Source organism: Achromobacter animicus, from assembly GCF_040775605.1.
Lineage (GTDB): Bacteria > Pseudomonadota > Gammaproteobacteria > Burkholderiales > Burkholderiaceae_B > Achromobacter > Achromobacter animicus.
Map to the genome: position 1 here is coordinate 3116993 of NZ_JAYGJK010000001.1, position 18659 is coordinate 3135651.

At 65.7% G+C, this 18659-nt stretch carries 19 protein-coding genes and 1 pseudogene; 9 read left to right on the top strand and 11 right to left on the bottom strand.

Translation table 11 applies throughout. The features are described 5' to 3' along the window. Positions 1–37 precede the first annotated feature (37 nt). The 8 genes from AB3147_RS14045 (at position 38) to AB3147_RS14080 (ending at position 7628) form a co-directional block, all read left to right on the top strand. Positions 38–1087 (top strand): ABC transporter substrate-binding protein, encoded by a 1050-nt coding sequence (locus AB3147_RS14045; RefSeq protein WP_367352187.1) that lies wholly within the window; start codon positions 38–40, stop codon positions 1085–1087. A gap of 52 nt (positions 1088–1139) precedes the next feature. Continuing rightward, on the top strand, positions 1140–2846 hold the full coding sequence (locus tag AB3147_RS14050; protein WP_239213668.1) for an ABC transporter permease subunit: 1707 nt from the start codon (positions 1140–1142) through the stop codon (positions 2844–2846). 1 nt (position 2847) lies between these two features. Further along, on the top strand, positions 2848–3879 hold the full coding sequence (locus tag AB3147_RS14055; protein ID WP_218343884.1) for an ABC transporter ATP-binding protein: 1032 nt from the start codon (positions 2848–2850) through the stop codon (positions 3877–3879). 32 nt (positions 3880–3911) lie between these two features. Then, complete coding sequence (gene pxpB, locus AB3147_RS14060; RefSeq protein WP_343736827.1) at positions 3912–4643, top strand: 5-oxoprolinase subunit PxpB; 732 nt, start codon at positions 3912–3914, stop codon at positions 4641–4643. Then, on the top strand, positions 4640–5641 hold the full coding sequence (locus tag AB3147_RS14065) for a 5-oxoprolinase subunit C family protein (protein ID WP_367352188.1): 1002 nt from the start codon (positions 4640–4642) through the stop codon (positions 5639–5641). The genes pxpB and AB3147_RS14065 overlap by 4 nt, the downstream gene beginning before the upstream one ends. Positions 5642–5664: 23 nt before the next feature. Continuing rightward, entirely contained in the window at positions 5665–6348 is a 684-nt protein-coding gene (locus AB3147_RS14070) for a GntR family transcriptional regulator (protein ID WP_367353538.1), read from the top strand. Positions 6349–6367: 19 nt separating this feature from the next. Further along, positions 6368–7312 (top strand): 2-hydroxyacid dehydrogenase, encoded by a 945-nt coding sequence (locus AB3147_RS14075; protein ID WP_367352189.1) that lies wholly within the window; start codon positions 6368–6370, stop codon positions 7310–7312. A 100-nt stretch (positions 7313–7412) separates the two neighbouring features. Beyond that, entirely contained in the window at positions 7413–7628 is a 216-nt protein-coding gene (locus tag AB3147_RS14080) for a hypothetical protein (protein ID WP_218343895.1), read from the top strand. Between the two features lie 85 nt (positions 7629–7713). Here AB3147_RS14080 and AB3147_RS14085 read toward each other — a convergent pair whose 3' ends face one another. The 9 genes and pseudogenes from AB3147_RS14085 to AB3147_RS14125 all read right to left on the bottom strand — a co-directional run bounded on the left by AB3147_RS14085 (position 7714) and on the right by AB3147_RS14125 (position 15171). Continuing rightward, complete coding sequence (locus AB3147_RS14085; RefSeq protein WP_367352190.1) at positions 7714–10146, bottom strand: membrane-bound PQQ-dependent dehydrogenase, glucose/quinate/shikimate family; 2433 nt, start codon at positions 10144–10146, stop codon at positions 7714–7716. Positions 10147–10280: 134 nt separating this feature from the next. Then, positions 10281–10862, bottom strand: a complete 582-nt coding sequence (gene ribA / locus AB3147_RS14090; protein WP_255809482.1) for a GTP cyclohydrolase II RibA — start codon at positions 10860–10862, stop codon at positions 10281–10283. A 130-nt stretch (positions 10863–10992) separates the two neighbouring features. Continuing rightward, entirely contained in the window at positions 10993–11412 is a 420-nt protein-coding gene (locus tag AB3147_RS14095; RefSeq protein ID WP_218343900.1) for a YgiW/YdeI family stress tolerance OB fold protein, read from the bottom strand. Between the two features lie 108 nt (positions 11413–11520). Beyond that, positions 11521–12936: an ATP-binding protein gene (locus tag AB3147_RS14100; RefSeq protein ID WP_367352191.1), complete on the bottom strand. Its 1416-nt coding sequence runs from the start codon at positions 12934–12936 to the stop codon at positions 11521–11523. A 1-nt stretch (position 12937) separates the two neighbouring features. Next, positions 12938–13594, bottom strand: coding sequence for a response regulator transcription factor (locus AB3147_RS14105; RefSeq protein WP_191577181.1), 657 nt, complete (start codon positions 13592–13594; stop codon positions 12938–12940). Positions 13595–13659: 65 nt separating this feature from the next. Then, positions 13660–13791: pseudogene (locus tag AB3147_RS14110) on the bottom strand (DUF4172 domain-containing protein); the annotation flags it as partial. A gap of 93 nt (positions 13792–13884) precedes the next feature. Further along, on the bottom strand, positions 13885–14382 hold the full coding sequence (locus AB3147_RS14115; RefSeq protein WP_343739070.1) for an outer membrane lipoprotein: 498 nt from the start codon (positions 14380–14382) through the stop codon (positions 13885–13887). A gap of 40 nt (positions 14383–14422) precedes the next feature. Next, entirely contained in the window at positions 14423–14857 is a 435-nt protein-coding gene (locus AB3147_RS14120; protein ID WP_175121497.1) for a hypothetical protein, read from the bottom strand. A gap of 77 nt (positions 14858–14934) precedes the next feature. Next, the gene (locus tag AB3147_RS14125) at positions 14935–15171 is read right to left on the bottom strand and encodes a LapA family protein (RefSeq protein WP_218343906.1); all 237 of its coding nucleotides are present in this window, start codon (positions 15169–15171) and stop codon (positions 14935–14937) included. A gap of 268 nt (positions 15172–15439) precedes the next feature. Here AB3147_RS14125 and AB3147_RS14130 point away from each other — a divergent pair, with 268 nt between their 5' ends. Beyond that, positions 15440–16162, top strand: a complete 723-nt coding sequence (locus AB3147_RS14130) for a carbonic anhydrase family protein (protein WP_367352192.1) — start codon at positions 15440–15442, stop codon at positions 16160–16162. 70 nt (positions 16163–16232) lie between these two features. Here the strand turns inward: AB3147_RS14130 and AB3147_RS14135 are convergent, their stop codons facing one another. Then, a complete protein-coding gene (locus AB3147_RS14135; RefSeq protein ID WP_239213682.1) occupies positions 16233–16805 on the bottom strand; it encodes a class I SAM-dependent methyltransferase in 573 nt (190 codons plus the stop codon). A 386-nt stretch (positions 16806–17191) separates the two neighbouring features. After that, on the bottom strand, positions 17192–18631 hold the full coding sequence (locus AB3147_RS14140; RefSeq protein ID WP_175121493.1) for an NAD-dependent succinate-semialdehyde dehydrogenase: 1440 nt from the start codon (positions 18629–18631) through the stop codon (positions 17192–17194). Positions 18632–18659 lie beyond the last annotated feature (28 nt).

Consider the following 18659-nt stretch of genomic DNA (forward strand, 5'->3'; position numbering starts at 1 on the left):
GCCCACCGCGCTTTTCTTATGGAACGGAGTCCAAGCAATGAATTTCACATGGAAGAACGTCACGTGCACTGTCGCCGCCTCGCTGGCGATGGCCACGGGCGCCGCACAAGCGGCCGAGCTCAATTTCGCAAGCTGGGGAGGCAACTACCAAGGCGCCATCCGGGACGCGTGGCTCAAGCCCTTTTCCAAGGAAGCCGGCATTACGGTTCACGAGGACACCGATCCGCAGGTCGCGAAGATTCGCGCCATGATCGACACCAAGTCGATCACGTGGGATGTGGTGACTGAGAACAGCGCCCGCCTCACACGCGGCATCAAGCTTGGCGTCTTCGAGAAGATCACGCCAGACATGGTCAACCAGGACCACGTCATCGCAAATGCCCGCAACGATTACGGCGTGCCGTCCGAAATCTTCTCCACCAACATCGGCTTTTCGACGCAGGCGTTCCCTGCCGGCAAGCCTCAGCCCAGCACGTTCGCCGATTTCTGGGACGTGAAGAAGTTTCCTGGCAAGCGCACCCTCCAGGACGATCCCGCGACGGTGATCGAAGCGGCGCTGATCGCCGACGGCGTCGCGCCTGCGGACGTGTACAAGGTGCTGGCCACCCCTGAAGGCCTGGATCGTGCTTTCAAGAAGATCGACGAGATCAAGCCGCACGTCGCCCGCTGGTGGAAGAGCGGCGCGGAACCGGTCAACGCGCTGGGCAGCGGCGAAGTGGTGATGGCGCTGGGCTGGAACGGCCGCTTCCAGGCCGGCATCGATTCAGGTCTGCCCATCGCCATGGGTTGGGGCGACAGCATCGCCCAGGTCGGCTACTTCGCCATCGTCAAGGGCGCGCCCAATCGAGACGCGGCCATCAAGCTGCTGAACTACATGATCCAGCCCAAGCACCAGGCCGAATTCAGCAAGTACATCGCGTACGGCCCGACCACCGAGCAAGCGCTGCCGCTGATCGACGCCAAACGCCTGGAGCGTCTGCCGTCGACCACCGAGCGCCTGAAGAACAGCATCTTCCTGAATTCGGAGTTCTGGGATACGAACGGCCCGGCCATCACCGAACGCTACAACCAGGTCCGCGCCCGCTGATCTTTCTGCCTCTTCACTCAGACGCCGGTGTGCGCGCCGGCGCCAAGATGCCATGACTACGAGCACCGACGCCCTTTCCCTGCCCGTCGCCACACCGCGCCGGGCCGCCGCCTCCCGGCGCGGCCGCGTTGCGGCCCTTGCCGCGCTGCCGCTGCTGCTTTTCCTGCTGTTGTTCTTTGCCGGCCCGATTGCAGGTCTGCTCGGCAACGGTTTCAAGGGAGAGGACGGCGGACTGACGCTGGGCCACTATCGCCATCTGCTGGACACGCCGATCTACCGCATCGTGCTCGTCAACACGTTCACGATCGCCGCGGCGGTCACGCTGGCCTGCGTGCTGTTGAGCTATCCGCTGGCCTACCTGATGGCGACCGTGTCGCCCACGGTGGCGCGCGTGCTGTTCTTCGCGGTGCTGCTCCCCTTCTGGTCCAGCGCGCTGGTGCGCACATCGGCGTGGATCGCCTTGCTGGGCAAGAACGGGCCGTTGAACACGCTGCTGACGACAGTGGGCATTCTGGACCAGCCGATGGCATTTCTCTATAACTTCACCGGTGTGATGGTGGGCATGACGCACGTGCTCATGCCCTTTGTCGTGCTACCGCTCTATGCCTCGTTCCGGTCCCTGGACGGCAGTCTGGTGCAGGCCGCGCAAGGCCTGGGTGCAGGATCCGCAGGCATCTTCAGCAGGGTCATCCTGCCTCTGACCAGTCCCGGCGCCGTTGCGGGCGGCATCATCGTCTTCATGAACGCGGTCGGCTACTACATCACGCCGTCGCTGATGGGCGGGCCTGCCCAGCGCATGGCTGCCGAACTGATTTCGCACAACATCACGGAAGAGCTGAACTGGGGGCTGGCGTCGGCCCTGGCTGGCGTGCTGCTAGCCACCGTGCTGCTATCGCTGTGGCTGTTCAACCGGCTGTTCGGCCTGAACAATCTGATCAGCGCCAGCTCCGGCAAGGGCAGCAACCACACGGGCTATCGACGCACGCCGGGCGGCCGGGTATCCGCCGTGCTGGGCGTGATATGCGCCGTATTCCTGCTGCTGCCCATCGTCGTCGTCATCCCGATGAGTTTCGGCACGACGGACTTCCCCATCTTTCCGCCACCCAGCTATGGGCTGCGGTGGTACGAGAACTTCTTTACCGATGGCAAGTGGCTGGCCGCCTTGGCGTCCAGCACTCGGATAGCCATCGTCGTCACCCTGCTTGCGACGGCGCTGGGCACTGCAGCAGCCTTGGGGGTCAGCAGATTGGCTAAGCGCCATCAAGGCTGGCTGGACGCATTCTTCATCGTCCCCATGTCTGTCCCAGCCATCGTCACGGCGGTCGCGCTGTACTACCTGTTCGCGCCCGTCGGCTGGGTCGCGAACTCCATGGCCGTGATCCTTGGTCATACGGTGCTGGCCGCGCCGTACGTCTACATCACCATGCGCGCGGCACTGCGCAGCCTGGATCCGAGCCTCGAGCTTGCTGCGCTGGGCATGGGCGCCACCTGGCCCGCGATGTTCAGGTTGGTCATGCTGCCGGCGCTGATCCCCAGCCTGATCGGCGGCGCCGTCTTCGCCTTCGTCAGTTCTTTCGACGACGTGGTCATGGCGCTATTCCTGACGACGATACGCAACCGCACCCTCCCAAAACTGATGTTCGAAGGCCTGGCCAACGACTTCGATCCCACCGTTATCTCCGCCTCCTGCCTACTGGTCGGCGCAACGGCACTCATTCTGCTCGCCAACCTGCTGATCAGCAAAAAGAAGGAACACTGACATGCATAACGCTAACGACATCCTCCCGCAACGCCCGCCGGAAAGCCAAGGAAAGCCGCTGACTCTCGCGGGCATCCACAAGCGCTATGGCGATTCAGTCGCCCTGCCCGAGGTCGACCTGGCCGTGGCCCGAGGCGAGTTCTGCACGCTGCTGGGCGCGTCCGGCTCTGGCAAGACCACGCTGCTCAAGATCATTGCCGGATTCGAACATCCGGATGCGGGCGTGGTGACGATCGGGGGACGCGACGTCACGCACACCCCAATCGCGGATCGCAACATCGGCATGGTGTTCCAGAACTACGCCCTCTTCCCTCACATGAGCGTGTTTGAGAACGTGGCGTTTGCGCTGCGCATGCGGCGCTTGAACGATGGAGACATCCGCCGCCGCGTGCTGGAAGCCCTGGATCTGGTGAGCCTCGCTCCGCTTCAGGACCGCAAGCCGGGTGCGCTGTCGGGCGGTCAGCAGCAGCGCGTCGCGCTGGCCCGCGCACTGGTGTTCAACCCGGACATCCTGCTGATGGATGAGCCGCTGGGCGCGCTGGACAAGAACCTGCGCCAGTCCATCCAGCTTCAATTGCGCCGGCTGCACCAGGAATTGGGGCTGACCGTCGTCTTTGTCACGCATGACCAGGAAGAGGCTATGAACCTGTCGGATCGCATCGTCATCCTGGAACAGGGCCGCATTGTCGAGGCCGGATCACCGGAGAGCCTGTACCGCACGCCGGCCAGCGCCTTCGTCGCGGGCTTCCTGGGCGAGTGCAATTTCCTGCCTGCCAACGACGGCGTGCTGGGCGTGCGACCTGAACATCTGCGCCTGGGCAGCCGACTGGCCGGCGGCGATCAGCGGCATCCGGGAAAAGTGGTGGCGTCGACCTTCTGCGGCGTGCACTGGAAGGTCTTCATCGCAGCCTATGACAAGATCATCCTGGCCTATGCGCCGTTGAACGAGGACGTGGCTCAGCGCACGCCGGGCCAGGCCGTGACATGGGGCTTTCATCCGGCTGACGCCATGGAATTCGCCAACGCAGCATGATGACCGCCGCGCCAATCTCCACGCCTTCCCCGGTGCCTCGCATCGTTCCCGCAGGTGACCGCACGCTGCTGATCGAGTTCGCCGACCGTATCGACGCCGACACGAACGCACAGGTGCTGGCGCTGGCGCACAAGCTGCGAAGCGCCTTGCGCAAGACTCGAGGCTTGTCGAGCGTGGTCCCCGCGTACCGCTCGCTGGCGGTGGGCTTCGATCCGCTCCTGATTGGGCACGGCGCAGTGCGCGACCTGATCGCACGCAGCCTTGACGCCTGTGCTGGCGCGCCCATGCCCGTTCCACGCCGCTGGGAGGTTCCCGTCTGCTATGGCGGCGACCACGGGATGGACCTGCAGGCGCTCGCGGACCTACACCAGTTGGCCCCCGCGCAGCTCATCGCGCGCCACACGGCGCCCGTCTACCGGGTCTACATGGTAGGTTTCCTGCCCGGATTCGCGTATTTAGGGGGCCTCGATCCCCTGCTGCACACGCCCCGCCGCGCCATGCCCCGCGCGCACACGCCCGCGGGCAGCGTCAACATTGGCGGGCAGCAGACCGCCATCGCCTCGGTGCCCGGGCCCAGCGGATGGCACCTGATCGGCCGCACGCCCTGGCGCAGTTTTGATCTGCGCCATGCCCAGCCCTTCTTGTTCGAAGCTGGCGACGAGGTCGTGTTCACGCCAATCGACGCCGACGCGTTCGAACACTTGGCCGCCCAGCAGGACGATCCCGCCAGCCGTCCGCAGCCACAAAGGGAAGTCCGGCCATGAAAGCCCGGCTACGCGTCGAAGTGCCCGGGATGCTGACCACGGTGCAGGACCTGGGCCGCGCGGGTTATGAGCACATGGGCGTGCCGCCATCGGGCGCCATGGATCCGGGTGCGCTGCGCCTGGCCAACGCGCTCGTCGGCAACACGCCCAACGCCGCAGCGCTGGAATTCACCTTGCTGGGCGGCCGGCTGACGGTGCTGGACGCAGACTGTGCAATCGCTTTCGCTGGTACTGCCACTCTGCACATCGCCGCAACCGGCGCATTGCCCGCGCGCGCCCTGACTCCTTGGCAGTCCCATCGTCTGCCAGCGGGGGCCACATTGGCGATCGGGCCCTTGGAGCGCGGCGTTCGCGGCTATCTCGCGGTCGGTGGCGGCATTGCCGTCACGCCCGTCCTGGGCAGCGCGTCCACGCTTACGCGCGCCCGGCTCGGGGGCCTCGATGGCCGTGCGCTGGCGCGAGGCGACGTGCTCGGCACGGGCGATAGCCGAAGCCGCTTCCCACGACGGTGGCTGGCGGCCCGCGACACCGGCTGGTTCTACCGGGACGAGCCCGTCGGCATCGTGCTCGGGCCGCAGCAGGACCACTTTGCACCGGCTGAAATCGAACGCTTTCTTGGAGCCACGTATTGCCTGGCGCCTCAGTCCGACCGCATGGGCTTGCGCCTGGAAGGCCCGGCCATCGCGCATGCCAAGGGCGCCGACATCATCACCGACCCCATTGCGGCAGGCAGCATCCAGATCCCGGGCGCGGGGCAGCCCCTCATTGCCATGAATGACCGCCAGACCACCGGCGGGTATCCGAAGATCGCAACCGTGATCTCCGCCGACCTTCCCCGGCTCGCCCAGATGCGGCCGGGCCAGCGGGTGCGCTTCGAGCCGCTGGAACCGGCGCAGGCCGTGCAACGCTGGCGGGACTATTTGGATTGGATCCGCGACCGTGAAGCTGCGCTACGGGCCGATCCGAACTTTCCCATCTTCCCCCTACTCTTTCCCTGATCCCCATGTCCATCACGCACGCCATGGAAGCATCCCCGCCCCACCTTCGGCAGGCGGCAACTGCCCCCTCCGCCGACGCGCGAGACCTGGTCGAAGAGGCCTATTTGACCATGCTGGACATGATCCAGCTCGGCAAATTGCCCATTAACCGGCCGCTGCAGGAGCGCACGCTCGCCAGCGCGCTCGGCGTATCGCGCACGCCGCTGCGCGAAGCGATGAGCCGGCTGATCGGGGCGGGCTTTGCGGTTCGCACCGCCCGCGGCCAACTGATCGTGCCGGAACCGTCGCTGCGCCAGTACCTGGAAATCTTCCAGATGCGCGTATTGCTGGAAGGCGACGCGGCCGCCGCGGCCGCGACCCGCATGCCCCCGGCTGAGGCTGCTGCCCTGCTCCAGCAGGTCGAAGAGATCCGGCGCCGGCAACACGCCACTCACGAAGAGAATCATCGTGTCGACAACCTGCTGCACGACAGCATCGCCCGGGCTAGCGGCAACCGGCTGATGGCGCAGGCCATCCACGACCTGCGCATCAAGGCGCGATGTTTTGACCAGAATGGCGCGCCGGAGCGGCTGATCCCTGGCTGCGACGAGCACATTGCCGTCCTGCAGGCTATTGTGGACCGCAACCCGGAAGGCGCGCGCGCGGCGATGCAAGCCCACTTGAGCAACGTGCGCGTCGGTCTGGTCGCCCGGCACACCGAAATTTGATATGGATTCCCCTCCCAGCATGTCTTCCCCAAAGCCTCTACTCATCATCATGAATCCGGTCACGCAGTCCGACCGCGACCAGATCGCCCGCCACTTCGAAGCCATCTTCACGCCGACGCCAGAGCAGTACGCGCAGGCCATTGCCGACCACGCCTCGCGCGTTGAGGTGGTGATGACCATCGGCGCCATTGGCTTGACGGCGGAGCAGATGGACGCCTTGCCCAATTTGAAGTTGGTGTATTCGATGGGCGCCGGTTACGAAAAAATCGACCTGGATCACGCCAGGCAGCGCGGCATCAAGGTCGCCAACGGGGCCGGCACCAACGACAGTTGTGTCGCCGACCACGCCATGGGCCTGATGATCGCGGTTATCCGTGGCATTCCGCGTCTGGACCAGCTTACGCGGCAAGGCGTGTGGCGCACCCAGTTGCCGCTGCCTCCCAACGTGTCGGGCAAGAAGCTGGGCATTGTCGGCCTTGGGGGAATTGGCGAAAAAGTGGCATTGCGAGCGCAGGCATTCGAAATGCAGATCGGATACCACAACCGCCGTCCACGCACGGGTTCGGCGCATCGTTACTTTTCAACGCTGGAAGAATTGGCGCAATGGTCTGACGTGCTGTTGGTCGCCATCCCCGGTGGCGACGCGACCTTCCACCTGATCGATGCCGGCGTCCTTTCGCATCTGGGAGCGAATGGATACCTGATCAACATCGCGCGCGGCAGCGTGGTGGACACCGCCGCTCTGGAATGCGCGCTGCGCGAGCAGACGATTGCAGGTGCTGCGCTGGATGTTTATGAAGGCGAACCGCAATTGCCTGTGGGCCTTGCTGATCTGCACAACGTGGTGTTGACGCCGCGCGTTGCCGGGTGGTCGCCCGAGGCTATGCAGGCAATGGTGCAGATGTTCCTGGATAACACGGAACGTCTATACGCCGACGAGCCGCTGCTCACGCCATTGTGTTGACCCGCAGCAGTCCTGGCGCACTACCTTCTTTAGCTCTTCTTGGCTGTTCACTTTCGCCGGTAAGATTTTTCCTCCCTGTCGCAACATCGAGGCTCGGCATATGACCACAACCTACTTTGGGCTGCCCATCGTGAAAGACCGTCTGGTGCGCCTGGACGACATCCGCCGGCTTCCCTTCTTCGCATTCTGGGAGGAAAGCAGCCGGGGATCCGCGCTGTGTGAAGGCGATGACGGCGAGATGTTCGTGTACCTGCAGGACTGGGAGAGTTTTTCGGACCTGTTCATCAAGACCGGCAAGCATCGGCACAGCGGTTAGGTCCCGCAGCACCACGTCCGCTGCCCTCGCCCACAACGAAAAGGGCGCTCCGTGGAGCGCCCTAGCGTTCAACCTACCGCAAGGCTCAGACCTTGCCCGGCAACGCGTACGCGATCACATAATCGCCACGATCAGGCGAGTTGCGGGCGCCGCCGGCCGAGATGACGATGTACTGCTTGCCATCGACGGTCGACTTGTAGCTGATGGGCGTGCCCTGGCTGCCGACCGGCAGGCGGACCTTCCACACCTCCTTGCCCGTGCCGGCGTCATACGCGCGCAGGTAGTAGTCCTGCGTGGCGGCGATGAACACCAGGCCGCCCTGCGTGGCGAGCGTGCCGCCGATGGTGGGCATGCCGATCGGAATCGGCAGACCCAGCTTGACGCCGAAGGGACCGGTGTCCTGCACGGTGCCGACCGGCACCTGCCAGACCATCTTCTGCGTCTTCAGGTCCACGGCGGTCAGCGTGCCGAACGGCGGCGCCTGGCACGGGATCTCCAGCGGCGACATGAAGCGCACCTTGGCGTTGATCGCGTAGGGCGTGCCCGACAGCGCCACGGGGCCCTGGATGGCGGCGGCTTCATTGCCGTCGCTCTTTTTGGCATTGGCGCCGGCTTCGACCAGTTGCACTTCCAGGCCGACGCGCATGTCGTTGATGAACAGGTAGCCGTTCACCGGGTCGATCGAGATGCCGCCCCAGTTCATGCCGCCCAGCGAGCCGGGCAGGTTCAACGACGGATCCGTGCCAGGCGGCGTGAACAGGCCCGTGTAGCGCTTGGATTTGAAGTGGATGCGGCACAGCAGCTGATCGAACGGCGTGGCGCCCCACATGTCCGATTCCTTCATGTCGTTCGCGCCGATCGAAGGCATGCCGACGGAGAACGGCTGGGTCGGCGAATAGGTTTCGCCGGGGATGTTGCCGGCCGGCACCTTGCGTTCTTCGACGCGGGTGAGCGGCTTGCCGGTCTGACGATCCAACACGAAGATCTGGCCGGCCTTGGTGCCGAACACCAGTGCGGGCACGGTCTTGCCGTCGACGGGGAAGTCGGCAAAGGACGGCTGCATCGGGACGTCGAAGTCCCACAGGTCGTCATGCACGGTCTGGTAGACCCACTTCTCGCGGCCGGTGCTGGCATCGACGGCCAGCACCGAGGCGCCGTACTTGCGGTCAAGCGCGGTGTGCTTCACGCCCCACAGGTCCACCGCGGCGCTGCCAACCGGCATGAACACGGTGTTCGATTGGGCGTCATACGACATCGGCGCCCACACGTTCGGGGTCGAGCGTACGTAGGTCTGGCCGTCGGCGGGCGCGGCCTGGTCTTCCGGGTTGCCCGGATCGAAGGCCCAGCGCAGCTCGCCGGTCACCACGTCGAAACCGCGCACCACGCCGCCAGGCATGTCGGTGCTGACGTTGTCCGCCACGCGGCCGCCGATGACGATGGTCGTGCCGGCCAGCGTCGGGGCCGAGGTCGGGTAATACTCGCCCTTGTCGGCGCCCTTGCCCATGCCGGCGCGCAGGTCCACGCGGCCTTGGTTGCCGAAGTCGGCGCAGAAGGCGCCGGTGTCGGCGTCCAGCGCGATCAGCTCGGGCGTCACGCTGTTCATCAGGATGCGGCGGCGGCAGGCGGCGCCTGCGGCGAGGCTCACGGCCTTGACCGGCGTCGCGCCTTCGACGGTGGGCTGCTCAAGCGGCGCATCGATATCGAAATAGGCCAGGCCGCGGCAACGCATCCACTTCTTCTGCTTGGCGTTGATCTCGACCTTCCAGAGCTCCTTGCCCGTGGTGGCGTCCAGCGCGATCACGTTGTTGTGCGGGGTGCACAGGAACACGCGGTTGCCGATCTGCAGCGGGGTCTGCTGATCTTCGGCGCCGCCGCCACCGGGGCTGACGGGGGTGTCGCCCGTGCGGTAGGTCCAGGCGACCTCAAGGTCCTTCACGTTGTCGCGGGTGATCTCGTCCAGCGCCGCAAAGCGGGTGCCGCCGGCGGTGTTGCCGTAGTGCGCCCAGTCCTTCTGTTCCTGGCCGGGTGCGACGGGCTTGAGCGCCAGGGTCTCGCCTTGCGACACGGGCGCGTGGGGCACGAACATGCCGGCCACGGTTCCGATAAAGGCCAGCGCCAGCACGGCGGCCGCAATGCGGGACGGCGCCGGGTTGGCCGGCAGCTTCTGTGCCCGGCGCAGCAGCGGCTGCGACAGCGCGACCAGGATGCCGAAGCCCACGAACACCAGCACGCGGGAGACGAGCGGCCAGAATTGCAGGCCCACGTCGATGACCGCCCAGATCGCGGTGCCGACCAGCGCCAGCGCGAAAAGCAGGCCGCCATTGGGGCGGCGGCGGGCGATCTGGATGCCGGAGACGGCAAGCACGACGCCGCACACCACGAAGTACCAGCTTCCATTCAGGGCCACCAGGCGAGCGCCGTGGTAACCGAAAAAGAGCCCGGCGGCCAGAATGCACGCGCCCAGCACAAACAGCCACGCTTTTGCGAGCGCGGACAGGTCTTTATGTTGTTGATTCATAGGGAATTCCAAAACACGATACGGCCATGCAGCCGGCAATGCGGCCCATCGACCGGCCCAGAGTATAAGGGTTTGTCCTTACATTCGGGAAAAGCAAAGCCGCCCCGGGGGGCGGCTAGCGGACTTGCGGGCCATCATTCCTCGGTCTGGCCGAGCTCGATCCGATGCTGCGTGCGCAGCGCCTTGGCCAGCAGATAGCCCTTGTTGTGTTCGTTCGGATAAACCCCTGTCAGGCGGCAACCGCTGACCCGGATGCCCATGCGTTCCAACTGCGTGCGCTTGTCGGGATTGTTGGTCAGCAGTTCCAGATCATCGACGCCCAGCGCCCGCAGCATCTGCGCCGCCGGCGTGTAGTCGCGGTCGTCCAGGCCGTGGCCCAGTTCCAGATTGGCGGTGTAGGTGTCGTAGCCCAATTCCTGCAGCCGGTACGCGTCGATCTTGGAATACAGGCCGATGCCCCGCCCTTCCTGGCGCAGGTACAGCAGGTAACCGCCCTCCTGGCTCATAAGACGCAACGCTTCCTGCAGTTGCGGGCCGCAGTCGCAGCGCAACGAGCCGAAGACGTCGCCGGTCATGCACTCGGAATGCAGGCGGACAAGCGGCTGCGGGCCGGGTTGCCCGAATTTGAGGGCGAGATGGTCGCGAGCGTCGGCCAGGCCGTGAAAGCTGTACGCCAACGCCTGTGCCTCGGAGCCGTCGGCAAGACGGATGGGCAACCGGACGGTGGCGCGGATGGTGGCTTCGGGCAGCTGGACCGCGGCGGGGGGCGTTACGGGGTTCACGACAAACAGGTACGGGTATCGACTTGAGGCCGACAGAATACCGTATGCGCCCGCCGCACGCTCTTTACATCACGCGGACGCTGTCCACATCGAACTCGACGTTGTTGCGATCGCGGTCCAGTTCGCCGCGCAGTTCGACCTGGGTCTTGTCGTCGATCTTCTGGCCGGCGGGGAAGTCGTCGTTGTCGATTTCGACGCGGATCTGACCCGTGCCGTCGTCAAAGGTGTAGTGATCGTCGCCGTCGTGCGAGACGATCCGGCCACGCAGGATGGCGTTCTGGTCATCGCGGCCGTTGGCCAGCAATTCCTTGACCGTGGTGACGGCCACCGTGCTGGGGCCGCTATAGCCCTGCGCCGCCGGCTTGCCGGTGCTGGGGCCCGTGTAGCCCTGCGCGTGCGCCACGCCTGCCACGGCGGCGCCGGCCAGCACGGTGCTGGCCAGGAAGGTGCGGATGAACGTGGAACGACGGGTAGTCTGGGTCATGGTGCAGCTCCTTGCGCGGATTGCGCTTCGTTGTTGAACATGGCGTCATTTGACGCCCCGAAGATGAAGCAGACCTTAGCTTTGGGCACGAATGCGACCGTGATGTCGTCACGCCTTCGTATCGATGGGCACAAGTAGCGTCACACCCAGCCCCCGGCCGCCCAGCCCCGGCCCGAACTGCAATTGCCCGCGGTGCATATCCGCCACGCGCGCGACGATGGACAGGCCAAGGCCATTTCCCGGCACATTGGTGCCCAGCACGCGATAGAAGCGCTGCGTCAATCGCTCGAGATCGGCCGGGGCCACGCCCGGGCCGTCGTCCTTCACACTGAGCGCGACGTATTGACCCGCGCGTTCGGCAGCGACCCGCACCTGGCCGCCTTCGCGGCCGTACGACACCGCGTTATGGATCAGGTTGCGCAAGGCCGTAAAAAGCGCATCGCGGTTGCCGGCCAGTGCCGTCTCGCGCGCATCGATCGTTATCGTAGTGCCCTGCGCCGCCGCCGTGGGCGCGCAAGCGTCGGCGGCGTCCTGCAGCAGGCTGGGCACATCAACGCGCTCGCGGGGCATGGCATCGGCCGATTGCGGGTCCAGGCGCGCCAGCTGCAGCAGGTTTTCGACCAGGCTGGTCGTGCGCATCATGTCGGCGCGCAGGCGTTGCAACTGGGCGGCAAGCGCCGGCGCCTGTTCGGCGGGATGGCTGCGTTGCAGCACCTGGATCCGCGACGCCAGCGCGGCGAGCGGCGTGCGCAGTTCGTGGGCGGCATCCGCGGTGAAGCGCCGCTCGGCTTCCAGCGCATGATCCAGCCGGCCCAGCAGACGGTTCAGCGCCGCCGTGATCGACTGGACTTCATACGCCCTGCTCTCCTCGGCCACGGGCGACAGGTCCGTCGGCGACTTGCCCTCGATGCCGCGGGTCATGCGCGCAAGCGGCTTGAGCAGCCGCCAGATCAGAAACCAGTTGATCAGCCCCAACAGGACCCACAGGCCGACCAGGGGCCAGGCCAGCGATTCGAGCATGTCCCAGATCAGATCGGTGCGTTCGTCCATCTCTTGACCGACCTGTGCCGAAAACCCCAGCGTGTCGTGATGGCGGACATACACGCGCCAGTCCTCGCCGTCGGCGCGCACGTCGTAATAGCGGTCGCCGCGCCGCTCGGGGTCCACGAACGGCCGCTTGGGCGCGTCTTCGCCGCGCAACAGCACTTCTCCCGTGCGCGACACCAGCTGGTAGTCCAGACGCAGCGCGGGTTGCGTGTCGGCCGGGGAGCGCTCGCCGGCCACGCGGCCGATGCTGCCTTCGCCCAGCGCCAGCACCAGCCGCGCGCCCTCTTCCAGCCAGTCGTCGTAGGCGTCGTTGACCTCCTTGCGTGCGATGGCCAGCACGATCAGGGTGCTGACCAGTCCGACCAGGATGCTGGAGCCGAGTGTCGTGCCGATCAGGCGCCGCCGCAGCGAATAGCCGCGCGGGGCCTTCGACGCGGCGTTGGATGGAGTCCTGGATGTCTTCTTGCGCCAGCGCATGTCAGTCGGCCAGGCGATAACCCTGGCGCCGCACCGTCTTGATAAGGTCGGCCGCCAGCTTGCGCCGCAGGTTGTAGATGTGCACTTCGATCGTGTTGCTTTCGACTTCGTCGCCCCAGCCGTACAGGGCTTCTTCGAGTTGCGCGCGGGACACGATGTGGCCGGGATGGCGGATGAGCGCGTGCAGGATGGCGAACTCCCGCGCCGTCAGCTCCACCTGCGCGCCGTGGTAACGGACCTGCTTGGCGGCCACGTCGAGCGAGACACCGCCGTGTTCCAGCGCCGGCGTGGCGTTGCCGTCGCGGCGGCGCAAGGCGGCGCGGATGCGGGCGGACAGCTCCTCCAGATCGAACGGTTTGACCAGATAGTCGTCCGCACCCAGATCCAGGCCTTCGATGCGGTCGGGCACCGCGTCGCGCGCGGTGATCATGATGGCCGGCACGTTGTCGCGCCGCGCGCGCAATCGCCGAAGCAGGTCGTCACCCGTCATGCCGGGCAGCCCGCGGTCGATCAGGACGCAGTGATAGTCGTGCGTGGCAAGCGCGGTCTCGGCAAGATCGCCGCGCGTCACACGGTCGACGACGTAGCCGTCCAGCTCCAGCCACGATTCGATCGACTCGCCCAGGGATACATCGTCTTCGGCCAGTAGGATACGCATGCGCTGACTATACGCGACAGGATGAAGCGAATCTTAAGCCTGGCGGCGGGACGTCTTTCCGGTAATTCGTAGCTCGTGCTGCGTCCGCCCGCGGCCGCTTTGCGGAGCATGTTCCGATTCAGGAGATCGGTGATGTCGCGCAGAGCCGTATCGGGCGAACATTTGGCGATGGCGGCCCATTTGGTGGTGGTGAGCTTCGAGCGATTTATTCTCCGCAAAATTTGCGGAGAATAAGCCGCCTAATCTCCGCATCCAGCGGCAATCACGGTTTGAAAGGCACTACATCGACGTCAAATCCCGCCCACGCGGCTCACGCCGCCCTGCGTCACGATCTGAACGCGTTGGCCGGTCGAAATCGGCACGTCTGCCTCCTGCGTGATGACGCGCACGTCGCCCGAATCCAGGCGCACGGTGATTTCCAGCCCTGCCCGGCGGGCGCTGGCGTTTTCGATGGCGTTGCCTGCCATGGCGCCGCCAACCGCGCCGCCGACGGTGGTGATACGGCGCCCCGAACCGCCGCCCACGGCGCTGCCCGTCACGGCGCCCAGCGCGCCGCCGGCAATGACGCCCAGGCCCGAGGTCTGGGCGGCCTGGATGGTGACGGGCCGCACGCCGATGACGTAGCCAAGGGTGACGGTCTGGGCGCGCTGCGCCTGGTCGAAGGTGTAGACGCGGGACGACGCGGACGGGTTGGCGCAACCGGCAAGGACGGTTGCCAGGCCAAGAATGCCGCTTGCGGCGATAAGGGTCAGGGCACGACGCGGGGCGGCCTGCTGAGGCTTTTGCATGGTGGGTTCTCCGGAACGGCGCAATGGGGTATGCCGAGGCCTAGCGCGGCTGCGCCGGCGTGGGTGCGGGCGCGGCCGCTGCTGGCGGCTGGGCGCTCGTGCGCATGAACTTCCCATTCGCATCGAAACCGCCTATCGCGCGGCCATTGAAGAACACGACGCGCCGCGCGGTCCACTGCGGCTGCTCGGGGCCTGGCTGGTCGTAGCCGGCGACTTCAAAGTCGTACTGCCAGGCGGACACCGGTTTGCCGTCCTCTGCTATGACCGTGGTCTTTTTCACGGATTCCGCGTACCCCTTGTCCCGATAACTGACATACCGGGTCGGCGGCATGGTGTCGCGCAGCGACGACATGTACTGGTACAGGTCGTCGTCGCTGGGTGGCGTGCCGTACTTTGCCAAGTCGTTCTTCGTTGCGACCGTGCCGGCGCAGCCGGCCAGCACACACGTGGTCAGGACAAGGAATAGCCTTTTCATCGGGATTGCTCCTAAGTACGCGTTCGCGCCCTGACTGCGGGCGCACGGCGGCAAGCCGGGTGGCGCTTGGGGAATCGTCAGGGGGTGGGCCCGGCGGGCCGGGCGGTGGCCCCTCGGAAGGCGGAACGCAGCAGGCTGAGCAGAAAGCCGCCTGTGAGCATGCCCAGGATGTAGACGCCGATGACGAGAACCGACGCCGGCAAAGTGAAGGTGGAGGTCCAGAGCGTCAGCGTGACGGATTCGAAGTTCTGGATCTTGAACGACAAAACCATTGCCGTGAGCAACACGATCAATACGATGTACAGGTAACGCATGAGGCACCTTTCGTATTCGTTGTCGAACCGCCCCGAAGCCACCCTGGGGCCCGTCGTGCGAAAAACTATGCCACTCATCCGGCGCGAAAACAAGAAAAACAGGGCCGCGTGCAGCCGTCATTGTTCGCCGCCGCAAACAGGAACAGAATGTCTCTCGCCGCAAAAACGGCATGTGTGGCCGGCCCATCATCGAATAGCCGCGTCCCGCGGTCTATCGTTGTGGGCTGCTTATAGGGGACACCTCATGGAAGCGATCAAGGATTGTTGCATGGCTGGGCACCCTCTGGACCTGGGACGGCGCGGCTGGTTGAAGGCCAGCGTTGGCGCGGCGGCGATGGCTGGCCTGGCGTTTGCGCCCGGCGACGCGCCAGCCGCATCACTGACGCAGGCGCAGCGTGACGCGATGACGCCGGACCAGGTGATTGACATGATGAAACGGGGCAATGCGCGCTTTCGGGCGGGCAAGCCTCAGAAGCACGACTATCTTGCGCAGAAGCGTTCCAGCGCCCTTGGCCAGTTTCCTGCGGCGGTGATCCTGAGCTGCATCGACTCGCGCGCCCCCGCCGAGATCATCCTGGACACGGGAATCGGCGAAACCTTCAACGGGCGCATCGCCGGCAACATCTCCAACAACGACCTGCTGGGCAGCATGGAGTTCGCCTGCGCGGCGGCGGGCGCCAAGGTGATTCTGGTGATGGGGCACACGGCATGCGGCGCAGTGGCCGGGGCGATCGACAACGTTCAGCTAGGCCATCTGACCGCCCTGCTGGAAGTCATCAAACCGGCGGTCGAGGCGACGAAGTACACCGGAGACCGAAACGGCAAAAATGGCCAGTTCGTGGACGCCGTGGCGCGGACGAATGTGCTACACACCGTCGAGGCCATCCGCAAGAACAGCCCGATTCTTGCCGGGCTGGAAAAGGAAGGAAAGATCAAGATCGTCGGGTCGATGTACGACCTGAGCAACGGCATGCTGACCTTCCTGGCATAACGGACCCCGCCCGAAAACGGCCCGTCGGGCGCGCAAACCGATCCTCGATCGCGGCGCGCCCGCCCTGCCCTCAGGGCAACCGGCTCAGGCTGTATACCGAGGCCGGCGGCAGGTTCATCGGAACAAAGCGCACCCGCCGCGCGTACAGGCCGCAATCCTCAAGCACTCGTGCCGAGATCGGGCACTTCACGCCATAGGTGAAAAAGTGCATGGACCCGCCCGGCGGCATCGCCTCGAACACGGCGGTCAGCAGCTTATGGTGATGCGCGCCGCTCATGTTCCGTAGTGGCAGGCCGCAGATGGCCGCGCTGATGCCGTGAAGCTCCGGATGGCTGTCCCGAGACAGCTCCTGCGCCGGCACCTGCAGGACGGCTGCCTCCGGGAACTGGCTGCGCAGGCTGGAACTCATTTCGGAGTCCTGCTCCACCAGGACCAGGCTGGACGGCGCAATCCCCTTGCGCAGCATCTCCCGGGTGAAGACGCCGGTTCCGCAGCCCAGTTCGAGGACCTTACCGGCTCGGGGCTGAATCGATTCCGTGATGGCGGCGGCCAGCGCCGCGCTCGAAGGGGCCACTGCCCCGACCGCCGCCGGGTTGGACAGCAGCGCCTTGACGAACTGCTTGCGTTCCTTCAGCCAGTTCATGGCCGGGCCAGCGTGGGACTTGTGCCGGGCAAGGGTCTTGAGGGGCGACATGGAAAACATCGAAACGTCTATCTCCGGGGCGACATGGTCAGGGAGACCTTACCTGCGGGCGGCGGGCGCGACCGGCAACGGTGCGTAAGCGACCCTGTCAAATGAAGAACGGCGAAAGGATCGAAAGATCGCAACGGGCGAGGCGCCGGATGGTGCAGCGCCGATTCTGCGGCATGCGGGCGACCGCGCCAATCGCCCAGACGAAAGACATCCAAAGGATTGCCGCCGACAAGAAATCCGGCTCAAAACCCGAATCAACGGCACAAATGAAAAGGCCGTAACCGGTTGTGTTCCGGATACGGCCTGTTTCTAGTCAGGCGGGGTCTGACGCGGGCTTAGACGCCCACGACCGAGACGGCCTTGGTGACCAGGTACGCCTCGAGCGCCTCGGGACCGCCCTCGGAACCGTAGCCGGAATCCTTCACGCCGCCGAACGGCAGCTCAGCCGAAGGCGTCGCGGGCTGGTTGACCCAGAGCATGCCCACTTCAAGGCGGCGCGACAGCTCGTGCACCGTCTTGATCGAGCGCGTGAAACCATAGGCGGCCAGGCCGAACGGCAGGCGGTTGGCTTCGCGGATGGCTTCGTCCAGGTTCTCGAAGCTGCGGATGGCCGCGATGGGACCAAACGGCTCTTCGTTGAAAATATCGGCCTCGAGCGGCACGTCGGTCAGGATGGTCGGCGCAAAGAAATTGCCTGCGCTGCCCACGCGCTGACCACCGGTGGCCACGCGCGCGCCCTTCTCGGCCGCGTTCTTGACGATCTTGTCCATGGCGGCCAGACGGCGGTCGTTGGCCAGCGGGCCGAGCGTCGTGCCTTCGGTCAGGCCGTCGCCCAGCTTGAGCTTTTCGGCATGGGCCACGAAGGCCTGCTCGAAGGCGGCCTTGACGTTCTTGTGCACCAGGAAGCGGGTCGGCGAGATGCAGACCTGACCGGCATTGCGGAACTTGGCGCCGCCCGACGCCTTGACCGCCAGTTCGACATCGGCGTCTTCCGCCACGATCACCGGGGCGTGACCGCCCAGCTCCATCGTGACGCGCTTCATGTGGCGGCCGGCCAATGCGGCCAGTTCCTTGCCGACCGGCGTGGAACCCGTGAAGGTGACCTTGCGGATGATCGGGTGCGGGATCAGGTAGCTGGAAATCTCGGCCGGCGAGCCAAACACCAGGCCCAGAACGCCCTTCGGGATGCCGGCGTCGACAAAGCAGTTGAGCAGCGCGGCCGGCGAGGCCGGGGTTTCCTCAGGCGCCTTCACCAGGAAGGAGCAGCCCGTGGCAAGCGCGGCGCCCAGCTTGCGGACGATCTGGTTGACCGGGAAGTTCCACGGCGTGAACGCGGCGACGGGGCCGACCGGTTCCTTGATGACCAATTGCTGGGCGGCGGGATTACGCGACGGCACGATGCGGCCGTAGACGCGCAGCGCTTCGTTGGCGAACCAGTCGATGATGTCCGCACCGGCCAGCACTTCGCCACGCGCTTCGGCGAGCGGCTTGCCCTGTTCCTGCGTCAGCAGGCGTGCCACGTCGTCCGCGCGCTCGCGCAGCAGGACGGCGGCCTTGCGCATGACCGCGCAACGCTCGTGGGCGGAGGTATCGCGCCACGTCTCGAAGCCGCGTTGCGCTGCCGCCAGCGCCGCGTCCAGGTCCTCGCGGGAGGCGCTGGCCACCTGGCCGATCTTCTGGCCGGTGGCGGGATTGACGACGTCGATGCGCGCGCCGCCGCGGGCCTCGCGCCATTCGTTGTCGATCAGGAGAAGAGTATCTGGGTAACCGTTCATGAATGCTCCGTGGTTGAAATGCGGCCGT